Raw genomic sequence first — 11549 nt, 5'->3', positions numbered from 1 at the left:
TACCTTGACCGCGTCTTCCATGCTGGTCTTCGATGATGCGTTGACTTCGATGACCTTGACGACGGACATGGCTTGCTCCTCGATGGCCGGCACGGTGCCGGAGGGCCACCCTAGTCCCGGCCGTGTTAAGTCCACGCCACGTGTGCGGGCGGTGCTAGCATCTGGGGCATCATGAATCCGGCCCCCAACCTGATCCTGGTCGGCCCCACGGGGGCCGGCAAGACGTCCATCGGCAAGCGCGTCGCCGAGCGCTTCGGGCTGGTGTTCGTGGATGCCGACCAGGCCATCGTCGAACGCACCGGCGCCAGCATCGCGACGCTGTTTGAGCATGTCGGTGAGGCCGGCTTCCGCGAGCGAGAGAAAGCCACGTTGCATGAACTGCTGGCGGGCCACGGCCAGCTGGTGTCCACCGGCGGCGGTGCCGTGCTGGACGCCGACAATCGGGCGCTGATGAAAAAGCGCGGCTATGTGGTCTACCTGCAGGTCAGCGTGGACGCCCAGCTGAAGCGCCTCGGCCGCTGCGCGAACCGTCCGCTGCTGCAGCGCCCGGACCGCGAGCAGGTGCTGCAGGAGATGGCCACCCTGCGCGAACCGCTGTACCGCGAGATCGCCGACCTGGCCCTGGACACCGACGGGCTGACCCCGCCGGACGCCACCGCCCGCCTGACCCAGCTGCTGGCGCACCGCTGGCAGCCCATCGAAGAGAACGCATGAACCACGCACGCACCGTCGATGTCGGCGGCGAGATCCCCTACACCATCACCATCGGGCCGGGCCTGCTGGGCGACGGCGCCGCGCTCGCGCGCCATGTGCGCGGCCGCCACGTGCTGCTGGTCAGCGATTCGGTGGTGGCGCCGCTGTACGCGGGCGCCGTGCGCGAGGCGCTGCATGCCGCGCGTCCGGACCTGGCCATCGGCACCTTCATCCTGCCGGCGGGCGAAGAGTCGAAGACGCTGGCCCACTTCGGCCATGCCATCGAGGCGCTGGCGACGCTGGGCGCGACGCGCGACGCGTGTGTGGTGGCGCTGGGCGGCGGCGTGGTCGGCGATCTGGCCGGGTTCGCGGCAGCGTGCTGGATGCGCGGCGTGGATTGCGTGCAGGTGCCCACGACGCTGCTGTCGATGGTGGATTCGTCGGTGGGCGGCAAGACCGCGGTCGACATCCCGCAGGGCAAGAACCTGGTGGGCGCGTTCCACCCGCCGCGCGCGGTGTTCGCCGATACCGCGGCGCTGGCCACCTTGCCCCCGCGCGAACTGCGCGCTGGCCTGGCCGAAGTGATCAAGTACGGCGCGATCCGCGATGCGCGCTTCTTCCAGTGGCTGGAACAGGAACGCGCAGCGCTGCTGGCGATGGACGGAGAAGCGCTGGCCCTGGCGATCGCGGCCAGCTGCGAGCACAAGGCTGAGATCGTGGCCCGCGACCCGCTGGAGAAGGGCGAGCGCGCCCTGCTGAATTTCGGCCACACCTTCGGCCATGCCATCGAAACCGAGCAGGGCTACGGCGGGCTGGGCAACGACAACCTCAACCATGGCGAGGCGGTGGCGGTGGGCATGGTGCTCGCGGCGCGGCTGTCCGCGGAGCTGGGCCTGGCGCCCGCCGCGGACACGGACCGCCTGGAAGCCTTGCTGGCGGCGTACGGCCTGCCGGTCCGGATGCCGGCCGGCGTGACGCCCGAAGCCCTGCTGGCCCGCATGCGCCTGGACAAGAAGAACCTCGCCGGCCGCCTGCGGMTGGTGCTGTGGCGCGGGCTCGGCCAGGCCGAGGTGGTGCCGGACGTGGACGAAAACCGGGTGTTGGGCGTGCTGTCCGGCTAAAATGCCGCCATGCGCGTCTTCCTCCAGCAACGCCCCGACGCGGGCGAAGCGCCCCGCTACGTCCAGCTGACCCTCCAGCCCGATTTGTTCGGGGGATGGGAGCTGTTGCGCGAAACGGGGCAGATCGGCGGTCGCGCCACGCTCAAGCGCGAGCAATACCTGCTGCAGGACGAGGCGAATGCGGCCTTCGAGAAGGCGCGCGACAGCCACCTCAAGCGCGGCTTCCAGCTGATGTTCGCCCGCGGCGCCGACGCGCCCAAGTAACCTTTTCCCGGAACCACGATGACCGCTCTGAAGAACGATCGCTTCCTGCGCGCGCTGCGCCGCGAACCCGTGGACTGCACGCCCGTCTGGCTGATGCGCCAGGCCGGCCGCTACCTGCCGGAATACCGCGCCACGCGCAAGGAAGCGGGCAGCTTCCTGGGCATGGCGAAGAACCCGCAGATCGCCTGCGAGGTGACGCTGCAGCCGCTGCGCCGCTACGACCTGGATGCGGCGATCCTGTTCTCGGACATCCTGACCGTGCCGGACGCGATGGGCCTGGGCCTGTACTTCGTCGAGGGCGAGGGCCCGAAGTTCGAGCGCACCGTGCGCAGCGCCGCCGACGCCGCCAAGCTCGGTGTGCCGGACATGGAAACCGAACTGCGCTACGTGATGGATGCCGTGCGCGTCATCCGCCGCGAGCTGGACGGCAAGGTGCCGCTGATCGGATTCTCCGGCAGTCCGTGGACGCTGGCCTGCTACATGGTGGAAGGCGGCGGCAGCAAGGACTTCGCCCGCATCAAGGCGATGGCGCTGAACGAACCGGCCGCGCTGCACCGCCTGCTGTCGGTCAACACCGATGCCGTGATCGCCTACCTGGCCGCGCAACGCGCTGCCGGCGCGCAGGCGCTGCAGGTGTTCGACACCTGGGGCGGCGTGCTGAGCCCGGCGATGTACCGCGAGTTCTCCCTGCCCTACCTTCAGCGCATCGCGCATGAACTCGACCGTGGCGAAGGCGCGGAGCGCACCCCGCTGATTCTGTTCGGCAAGGGCACCGCGGCCTACCTGGAAGACCTGGCCGCCACCGGCGCCGAAGGCGTGGGCGTGGACTGGCTGGTCGAACTCGGCGATGCGGCGCGCCGCACCGGCGGCAAGGTCGCGCTGCAGGGCAACCTGGACCCGGCCACGCTGTATGGCTCGCCCGAGGCGATCCGCCACGAGGTCCGCCGCGCGCTGGACAGCTACCGCGACGGCAACGGCGGTTCGCGCGACGGTCACGTCTTCAACCTCGGTCACGGCATGTCGCCGGACATGAACCCCGACCACGTCGCTGTGCTGGTGGACGAAGTCCACGCCTACAGCGCTCGCTGACGCCGTCCTGCCCCACCCGCGGAGTGACGCAATGGAGTGCCGCCCCCTGCTCGCCCTCACCACCAGCCTGTTGCTGGCGGCCAGCGCGCACGCCCATACGGACGAAAGCGGCGCGGCGCGCGTCCTGCACGTCGCCGGTGGCGACTTCCCTGCCCTGGTGATGGTGGTGCCGCCGGACCAGCACGCCGCGCACAGCGTGGCGGACGCCATGCCCGGCTGCGACCGCATCCGCGCCCGCCGCCTCGACGAACTTGCGCCGGGATGGCGGCAGCGGGTGGCACGGATCGACCTGGACTGCGAAGACACCCTGGCCGACGACGCGCAGGACATGCTGACCGCCGTGGCCGCGCGCGCGCTGCTGCATCCCGGACGCGTGCAACTCGCCGGCCAGCCGGTGGTGGAGGTCCGGCTGATGGATTCGCAGCGTTGGGGCGACCACCAGTATGTGGTCGCGTCGACCTACACCGAGGCCGCCCCGGTGCTGAAGGCCTTCGTGGAGGACGCCTGTCGTGCGCGTGTGCTCGCGGAGGAAGCGGCTCCGGCTACCTGCACCATGCTGCAGGCCGACGACGGGTACTTCCTGCCTGCCGGCGATGCCGGCGGCATCTGGATCCATGCCGACAGCGACGACGCCACGCGCACGCTGTACGTCGAAGCCTGGGCGGACTGATCCGGTGCGCCGCCTCTTGCTGCTGGCGCTGTCGGCGTGCCCCGCCATCGTGATCGCGGGGGATGCGGATCGCTTTGCCGGTGACTACGGTCATGACGCCACCGCCACGGCGGATGAGGTCGTGTGGACGGTGGTCGCGGTCGGCGACCAGTGGCGGATCGTGCGCACGGCCGATGGCGAGGCACAGGCGGCGCACCGCCTGCAGGCGCGTGGGCGCGCGACGTTCTGGGACCGCATGGGGTGGCCCGCGGACACGGCCACCGACGCGGACTGCCTGAGCTGGGGGGAGAAGCCGGCATCGCTGGCCGACCTGCTGGCCGACCCGCCCACCTCGGCGACGGCATCCGGCGACGAGGCCGGACTCGGCGTGCTCTGCCACGTGCCGCCCGCGAGCCGGGCGCGCATCGACTGGCTGGCCAGCCATGCGGGCGACTGGTTCTATTACGACCCTGTCGCGGGGGTCATGGACGTTCGCCGCCTGCGCTGAACGCCCTCACCCCAGACCCGACCGCGGACTCCGCAGGCGCGGCGTGGTGCCGTCGGTACGTTCGGCCGGCAGGCGGTATTCGAAGCGGATCTCGCGCATGCCGTCGGGCACGGTGATCTCCATCGCGTCGGGCGCCACGCAGCGGCCGCGCAACAGGTCGCGGACCGCTTGTGCTTCCTGCCGCAGCGTCTCCGCCTGGTCCTTCCGCGCGATGACGGCCGGACGCAGGTAGACCGCATCGTCGGCGATCCACATCTCGTCCTCGCGCCCCTCATGGGTGCTGGCCAGGACGGTATCGAGCCGGGCGTCGCCACTCGRCATGCCGCGCACCTGCAGCACCTGTCGGCAGCGCCCCGTATTGAGCACGCGGACGTCCGCCGCGAAGCCGGCGAGGAACGCCTCGGCCTGGCGCTGGACCTCGTCGTCCGACGTACTGTCGGCTTCGACGCTGTAGCGCACCTTGATGAAGTAGAGGTCGCGGACGGTCATCGCGAGCGCCGAGCGATAGCGCTTCTCGCGCATCGGGACTTCCATCGCGAACGAGCGCGCCTTCACCGCCATGGCGCCGAGCATGTCCTGTCCCCCCACCGGCGCGGTTTCGAAGGTACGGCTTTCGCCGAGCCGCACCTCACCCGCGTTGCGACCCCGCGCGATCTGCACGATCTCGTCGACCCCCTGCTGGAACGCACGCTCGAACACCGGATCGAACACAACGCCGGCGGGATACAGGTACAGATCCATCCAGCGGTCCGGCTGGCGCGAGTCCTGGTAGCGCACCGACACGCCCAGTTCCTGCTGCTCGTACCGCTTCTCGCCGATCGCCTCCCAGCCCTGCACGCGCAGCGGATACAACGCGCGGGTCGCGGTGATGTAGTCGCCCAGCAATGGCGGTTCGGGCGTTTCCGCACGCGCCGTCGCGGCCAGCAGGCCGAACGCGAGCACACCCAGGCAGCGGCTGAACGCCCTCACGGCATGTCCTCCCGTACTCCGGATGCCCCGCGCGCGACCTGCGCCGCGATCACGGCAGCCAGCATGTCGCCGGTGACGGGCTTGCGCACGAAATCGTCGAACCCGGCCTGTCGCGCCAGCGGCTCGGCTTCCGCATCGGTGCGTGCGGTCAGGGCGATCAAGGGCGTGGTCATGCCGTGCAGCCGCAACTGGCGGGCCAGCGCCATGCCGTCCAGGCCCGGCAGGTCCAGATCGAGGAAGGCCACGTCGAATACCGTGGTCACCACCTCCGTCAGCGCGGCCAATCCATGCGGCGCATGCGTCACGCGGTGGCCGCGCGCGCGCAGCAGCCCCGCCACCACCTCGGACACGGTCACATCGTCTTCGACCAGCAGGATGTCCAGCGTGCCGACATCGACCGGGGCCGATACCGCTTCGGCCGGCGTCGCGTCCCCGGCCGGGTCGGTCGCGAGCGGCTGCAGCGCGGGCAGGTCGACCGAGAAGCGCGTGCCCTTGCCCGGAGCGCTGTCCACGTCGATGCGCCCCCCCATGGCGACCGCCAGTTCCTGGCAGATCGCCAGGCCCAGCCCGCTGCCGCCGTAACGCGCCGTGGTCTGCGCGCCTTCCGCCTGTTCGAACCGACGGAACAGCCGCGCCTGCTGTTCGGCGTTGATGCCGGGGCCGGTATCGCCCACCGTCAGCCGCACCCCGTGCGGCGACAGCGGCACCGCGTGCAGGGACACATGGCCGGCCTCGGTGAACTTGATCGCATTGCCCAGCAGGTTGAGCAGAATCTGCCGCAGCCGCAGCGGATCGCCACGCACCAGCCTCGGCACGCCCGCGGCGACGCCGTCATGGAACGCGAGCCCGCGCTTGCCCGCCACCGACCCCATCAGCGCGACCACGTCGGCGAGGAGCGCATGCAGGTCGAACTCCACCTGCTGCAGCTCCAGCTTGCCCGCTTCGATCTTCGCCAGGTCCAGCGCATCGTTGACCAGCCGCAGCAGGTGCGTGCCCGCCCGCTGGATTGCATCGGCATAGCCGCGCTGGCGTTCGTCCAGCGGCGTGGCCTGCAGCAGCTCGGTCATGCCCAGCACGCCCGTCATCGGCGTGCGGATCTCGTGGCCCAGCGTGGCGAGGAAGCGGGTCTTGGCCAGCGAGGCCTGTTCGGCCAGTTCGCGCTTGTGTTCGGCCAGCTGCCACGCACTGCGGCGACGCACGCGCCGGCGATACGCCGCCGCGGCGAAAAGCAGCAGCAGCACGCCGACCACGGCAAACATCGCCATGCCCCACGCACTGCGCCACCACGGCGGCAGTACGTGCAGGGACAGCACCAGTTCGCGCGACGCATTGCCGGCGGCGTCGTAGGCCTGGACGCGCAGCCGGTAGCGGCCGGGCGTCAGCGCGGAGAACACGCGCTCGCCGCTCGCGCCCTGGTCCATCCAGCCGCTGTCGAAGCCTTCCAGCAGCGAACGGTAGCGGTTGCCCAGCGGATTCTCGTAGCTCAGCAGTCTCGTGCCGACGAGCAGTTCGTGGTCTTCGGGCTGCAGTTCCAGGGGCTGGTCTATCCGCAGGTGGACCACGTCGTCGCCRCGGCTCACCTGCAGGCTGTCCAGCACCAGGTTGGGAGTCACCGGTTTCGGATCCGGCAGCTGCGTGTCCAGCAGCGCGACCGAACCGTCCGCTGCGGTGGTGGCCAACAGGCCGTCGGCGGTCATCAGCAGGCCGCGGTCGTTGAGCTCCTGGCTCAGCAGCCCTTCGCGCACGCCGAAGTTGCGCAGCAGCGCGCGCGATCCCTGCAGGTTGGGATCGATGCGGAACAGGCCACGCCGGGTGCCCAGCCAGACCCGTCGCTGCGGATCCACGGCCAGTCCCGTCGACTCGACCGCCGGCAATCCCTGTTCGGCCCCGATCAGCCGTTCGCGTACCCAGCGGCCGCCCTCGCGGCGCCACGCCTCCACGCCCGAGAGGCGATGCAGCCACAGCCGGTCGGCATGCTCGAACGCGAATGCGTACACCCGCTCGCGACCCATCGCGCCCTGCGCGACAAACCGGCCTGCCGCCGCATCCCAGACCATCATGCCGGCGGCGCCACCGAGCCAGACGTGGCCGTCGGGCGCCACAGCAATGCCTTCGATGTCCGGCAATCCGCCGCCGTCCTCCTGCTTGGCGACCGTGCGAAGCACGCGACCGCTGGCGATGTCGCGCTGCTGCACGCTGCCCATCTGCGAGACCAGCCACAGCGTGTCGTCCGGTGCCTCGACCAGCCAGTCGATCGAGGTATTGTCGGGAACGGCGTCCTCGCCCTCCTGCCCCCACTGCCGCGAGGCGCCGGTGCGGGGATCGATCCGGATCAGGCCGCTGCGATGGCCGATCCACAGATGCCCCCGTCGATCCTGCCGCAACGAGGTGAGCCGCAGTTCCCCCAGTGCCGCGGCATGGTGCGGCAACGGCACGACATGGCCGCTGCGCGTGTCCAGGCGTTCGACCTTGCCCGTGCTGCTGGCGATCCAGAGGCCGTCGGCGCCCGCCTGCGACAGGCCGCGGTAGAGTCCGCCGCCCAGTCCCTGCGCCGACGAGAAGGCCGCGATGCGTCGCCAGTCCGAACGCAGGTAAGCCAGCCCGCGCGTGGGTACCGGCACCCACAGTCCACCGTCCGGCAACGCCAGCACGGTCTGCAGCACGCGGCCGATGCCCACGTTCTGCGCGTCGTAGTTCACCGGCGCCGGCGCACGATCGCCTTCGGTGCGCCACAGGCCGCCCTGGCTGGCCAGCCAGTACTCGCCCTGGCCGTCGCTGGTCATCGCGATCAGCGCATTGGGGCGCGCGAACATGGGCGACCACGGCGGCGACACCCAGCGCCCGTCAGGCGTCCAGCGATGCACGCCGTCGGCCGCGCCGACCCACATCGCACCGCCGTCGGCGGTCACCGAGTAGATGATCAGGCCCTCGCCGCCCGGCAGCGCCAACCGGCGCAGCCGGCCACCTTCAAGACGGGCCAGGCCGCCCATGGTGCCGACCCACAGCGTGCCCCGCGCGTCGAAGGCCAGCGACAGCACGTTGTCGGACGGCAGGCCATCGCTTCCCTCGGCCGCCGCCGCGAAGCGGGTGATGCGACCGTCGGCGGCGAGCCGGTGCAGGCCGCCGCCGAACGTGCCGAACCAGAGTTCGGCGCCGCGGCTGGTGATGGCGAACACGTCATCGCTGCCCATCTGCGGGTACTGCGCCTGGCGGTAATGGCGGAACCCGCGACGGTCGACATCCATCATGCTGAGTCCGCCGTTCTCGGTCGCCACCCAGATGCGGTCCGCGGCGTCGATGTGCAGCGCCTGCACCACGTTGCCGGGCAGCGATGCCGGATCGGCGGGATCATGCCGCCAGACCTTGAAGCTGACGCCGTCGTAGCGCGCCAGGCCATCCCACGTGGCGACCCACAGGTGGCCCGCGCGATCGCGGGCAAGCGCCGGAATGGTGGTGGACGGCAGGCCATCGCCCGCACCCAACAGGCGGAAGCGGGGAATCTCGGGTACCGCAGCCGGCGCGAGCGCGGGCGCGCACAACAGSCAGAACAGCAGCCACCAGCACGCACGCATCGCCATTCCTGCCCGCCCCTCGTTCCCTGGTCACCCCTGCCGGGCATCGTCGCAACGGACCGTTGCAGGCGCAAGCGGGGTATCTTCATGGGCCGGCCCCTAGAATCCGTCCCCATGCCCGGATCGACCCCCCGCCGCCTGCTGGTGCGCAGCCTCTGCCTGCTGGCGCTGCTGCCCGCACTGGCCTCCGCGCGCGACGCGCGCGCGGAATACCGGCTGGACCCGGTGCACACGCGGGTGATGTTCGCGATTTCGCATGCCGGCTTCTCCCATGCGCTCGGCACCGTGTCGGGGAGCACCGGCACGGTGGTGTTCGACCCCGATGACTGGACGCACGCGCGTGTCGATGTGCGCGTGCCGATCGCGCGCATCGACCTGGGCGATGCCGACTGGAACAAGGCGACGCTGGCGAAGTCGTTGCTGGACGCGGAAGCGCACCCCGACGCGCGCTTCGTCTCCACGCGCATCGAACCCGTCGATGCGACGCATGCGAAGGTGCATGGCGACCTCAGCCTGCGCGGCGTGACGCGCGAGATCGTCCTCGACGTCACCCTCAACGCCGCCAAGCGCCATCCGATGCCGCCGTTCCGCCGCACGGTCGGCTTCTCCGCCACCACCACGCTCAGCCGCGCCGATTTCGGCATCACCGCGTGGAAGTCGGTGATCGGCGACGAAGTGACGCTGCGCATCGAAGCGGAAGCGACCTACGATGGCAAGGCCGACGACGCCGATGCCGCGCCGCCCCCTTCCCCCTCGCCACCGGAGCCGACGCCATGACCCTCAAGAACACCGACGAGCGCTGGGGCGCCGTCAGCCAACTGTTCCATTGGGTGATCGTGGTGCTGATCCTGGTGATGGCCTACCTGGGCCTGACCATGGGCGACCTGCCCAACGGGCCGCGCAAGATCGACATCTATGCGCTGCACAAGTCGATCGGCCTGACCATCCTGGCGCTGGTCGTGCTGCGCGTGCTGTGGCGCATGTATGCCGGCGCGCCCTCCCCGGTCGCCGGCACGCCGACGTGGCAGCAGCGCGTGGCATCGGTGACGCACTTCCTGTTGTACGCGCTGCTGTTCGCCATCCCGCTGTCGGGCTGGGTGCTGAACTCGTCCGCAGGCTATCCGCTGCAGTGGTTCAAGCTCTTCAACCTGCCGGCGATCACGGGCCGCAACGATGGCGTGCACGAAGCGGCCGAAGGCGCGCACGAGCTGCTGTTCTGGGTGCTCGTGGCGCTGGTGCTGGCGCACGCCGGCGCCGCGCTGTACCACCACCTGTTCCAGGGCGATGCCACGCTCACCCGCATGCTGCCGGGGCGCCGCAGGGCCCTTGCGCCGGCACCGGCGGCAGTGCCTTCTCCCTCTTCCCCCACTCCGCAGGATTCTCCCGATGAAAACCCCTGATCGCGCACGCCTCGCGCTCGTCTCCCTGTTGCTCGCCACCGCAGGACACGCGGCAGCGGCCGACTACGTACAGGCCCCCGGCTCGACGCTGGTGTTCGCCAGCAACTACCAGGGCGAAACCTTCACCGGCAAGTTCGGCAGCTTCGCCACCACGATGAGCTTCGACCCCAAGCAGCTGGCCACCAGCAAGCTAGACGTCGCCATCCAGCTGGCCGGCACGCAGACCGGAAACAAGGACCGCGACGACACGCTGGTGTCGAGCGATTTCTTCAACGTGGGCAAGTTCGCGCAGGCGCGCTACACGGCGACCAAGTTCCGCGCGCTGGGCGGCAACCAGTACGCGGCCGACGGCACCCTCACGCTGCGCGGCGCCAGCAAGCCGGTGACGCTGACGTTCACCTGGACCCCCGGTGCGCAGCCGGTGCTGACCGGAAAGGCGACGGTGAAGCGGCTCGACTTCGGCGTCGGCGGCGGCGACTGGGCGGACACCTCGACCATCCCGAACGACGTCGCGATCAGTACGAAGGTCGTGCTGAAGCCGCGTTGATCCCTTGGGGCCGGCAGTCGCGCCGGTCCGTCGCATCCGGCGCCAAGGTGATGCGGCCCAGCCCGTAACTGAGGGCGCCCAATACATCGCCCTCGCGATGGTAGCGATGGCACGCCAGGCAATCCGGGCGGGCGCGGATGGGTCCCATCGCGCGCTCGCCGCCTGGTCCTGCCTGCACCACGATATCGGTGCCACCGATCAACCGGGCCAGGGCCTCGCGTTCCCATGCCTGCAGCGTACGGGTCGATGTGGGTAATGCGGGCATTGCGGCATCGTCGTCGCGATGCTGGAAGCCCATGAATCCCGCGCGATGGACGACGGGGGGATCGTGCCGGGCGACGCCCACCAGTTCGACGTCGAACACGCAGCGCCCTTTCTCGCCTACACCTTCGAACTGGTAGTGGCGCATGCGCGCCATCATCGGCGTGACCCGCCGCTTGCCGAATCCCTGGCTGTCGATGAAGGCCTCGACGAAGGCGTCGTGCATGCGGCGCAAGGCCGCGTCGTCTTCGCCCGGGGTTTGGCCGCGGGCGTTCTGCGCGCAGATCGCGACTACGGCCAGCGCCAGCAACGCCCATCGCATCCGACCCATCGGGAACCCCCGTGCACAGACGACGCCAGCCTAGCCCGCCACGCTCACGCCGGGATGTCGCGTGCAGCGACCGTTTCGCGGACTGACAGCTTCAGCGCTGCACAAATGCCACCAAGGCCTCGATGCCGAAAGGCCAGTCCAACTC

General features: G+C 70.4%; 11 protein-coding genes and 1 pseudogene. 9 read left to right on the top strand and 3 right to left on the bottom strand.

All coding sequences use genetic code 11. The features are described 5' to 3' along the window. The first annotated feature begins 171 nt into the window (after positions 1-171). From AC04L7_RS04685 to AC04L7_RS04660, 6 genes are read left to right on the top strand one after another with little or no spacing between them, the layout of a single operon-like run. On the top strand, positions 172-714 hold the full coding sequence (locus AC04L7_RS04685) for a shikimate kinase (RefSeq protein WP_436000049.1): 543 nt from the start codon (positions 172-174) through the stop codon (positions 712-714). Then, positions 711-1814 (top strand): 3-dehydroquinate synthase, encoded by a 1104-nt coding sequence (aroB, locus tag AC04L7_RS04680; protein ID WP_475512602.1) that lies wholly within the window; start codon positions 711-713, stop codon positions 1812-1814. Before AC04L7_RS04685 ends, aroB begins: the two co-directional genes overlap by 4 nt. A gap of 9 nt (positions 1815-1823) precedes the next feature. Next, entirely contained in the window at positions 1824-2078 is a 255-nt protein-coding gene (locus AC04L7_RS04675; RefSeq protein ID WP_093300856.1) for a WGR domain-containing protein, read from the top strand. A gap of 18 nt (positions 2079-2096) precedes the next feature. Beyond that, a complete protein-coding gene (gene hemE / locus AC04L7_RS04670; protein ID WP_436000053.1) occupies positions 2097-3167 on the top strand; it encodes a uroporphyrinogen decarboxylase in 1071 nt (356 codons plus the stop codon). Between the two features lie 31 nt (positions 3168-3198). After that, complete coding sequence (locus AC04L7_RS04665) at positions 3199-3837, top strand: hypothetical protein (RefSeq protein WP_436000055.1); 639 nt, start codon at positions 3199-3201, stop codon at positions 3835-3837. A gap of 4 nt (positions 3838-3841) precedes the next feature. Then, positions 3842-4324, top strand: a complete 483-nt coding sequence (locus tag AC04L7_RS04660; RefSeq protein ID WP_436000057.1) for a hypothetical protein — start codon at positions 3842-3844, stop codon at positions 4322-4324. Positions 4325-4330: 6 nt separating this feature from the next. Here AC04L7_RS04660 and AC04L7_RS04655 read toward each other — a convergent pair whose 3' ends face one another. Beyond that, positions 4331-5293: a hypothetical protein gene (locus tag AC04L7_RS04655; protein ID WP_475512601.1), complete on the bottom strand. Its 963-nt coding sequence runs from the start codon at positions 5291-5293 to the stop codon at positions 4331-4333. Next, a complete protein-coding gene (locus AC04L7_RS04650; RefSeq protein WP_475512600.1) occupies positions 5290-8865 on the bottom strand; it encodes an ATP-binding protein in 3576 nt (1191 codons plus the stop codon). The genes AC04L7_RS04655 and AC04L7_RS04650 overlap by 4 nt, the downstream gene beginning before the upstream one ends. A gap of 114 nt (positions 8866-8979) precedes the next feature. On the opposite strand from AC04L7_RS04650, the gene AC04L7_RS04645 reads away from it, so the two are divergent. From AC04L7_RS04645 to AC04L7_RS04635, 3 genes and pseudogenes are all read left to right on the top strand, one after another. Then, complete coding sequence (locus tag AC04L7_RS04645) at positions 8980-9642, top strand: YceI family protein (RefSeq protein ID WP_436000063.1); 663 nt, start codon at positions 8980-8982, stop codon at positions 9640-9642. After that, a pseudogene (locus AC04L7_RS04640) lies at positions 9639-10205 on the top strand (cytochrome b); the annotation flags it as partial. The gene AC04L7_RS04645 and the pseudogene AC04L7_RS04640, both read left to right, overlap by 4 nt. Positions 10206-10251: 46 nt before the next feature. Next, positions 10252-10812 carry a YceI family protein gene (locus AC04L7_RS04635; RefSeq protein WP_299346029.1) on the top strand — a complete coding sequence of 187 codons (561 nt, stop codon included), beginning with the start codon at positions 10252-10254 and terminating at the stop codon, positions 10810-10812. Here AC04L7_RS04635 and AC04L7_RS04630 read toward each other — a convergent pair. Continuing rightward, the gene (locus AC04L7_RS04630) at positions 10781-11395 is read right to left on the bottom strand and encodes a hypothetical protein (RefSeq protein ID WP_475512599.1); all 615 of its coding nucleotides are present in this window, start codon (positions 11393-11395) and stop codon (positions 10781-10783) included. The two genes, AC04L7_RS04635 and AC04L7_RS04630, sit on opposite strands and share 32 nt — an antisense overlap. Between the last annotated feature and the right edge of the window lie 154 nt (positions 11396-11549).

It is taken from the genome of Pseudoxanthomonas sp. LjRoot204_2 (genome assembly GCF_056175765.1).
The sequence above is the reverse complement of the archived record's forward strand: the minus strand, read 5'-3'. Positions and strand labels throughout refer to the sequence as shown.

Excerpts from the sequence above, each read along its gene's own strand:
- AC04L7_RS04685 (WP_436000049.1), top strand. The coding sequence starts at position 172 with ATGAATCCGGCCCCCAACCTGATCCTGGTCGGCCCCACGGGGGCCGGC.
- AC04L7_RS04675 (WP_093300856.1), top strand. The coding sequence starts at position 1,824 with ATGCGCGTCTTCCTCCAGCAACGCCCCGACGCGGGCGAAGCGCCCCGC.
- hemE (WP_436000053.1), top strand. The coding sequence starts at position 2,097 with ATGACCGCTCTGAAGAACGATCGCTTCCTGCGCGCGCTGCGCCGCGAA.
- AC04L7_RS04665 (WP_436000055.1), top strand. The coding sequence starts at position 3,199 with ATGGAGTGCCGCCCCCTGCTCGCCCTCACCACCAGCCTGTTGCTGGCG.
- AC04L7_RS04645 (WP_436000063.1), top strand. The coding sequence starts at position 8,980 with ATGCCCGGATCGACCCCCCGCCGCCTGCTGGTGCGCAGCCTCTGCCTG.
- AC04L7_RS04635 (WP_299346029.1), top strand. The coding sequence starts at position 10,252 with ATGAAAACCCCTGATCGCGCACGCCTCGCGCTCGTCTCCCTGTTGCTC.
- AC04L7_RS04630 (WP_475512599.1), bottom strand. The coding sequence starts at position 11,395 with ATGCGATGGGCGTTGCTGGCGCTGGCCGTAGTCGCGATCTGCGCGCAG.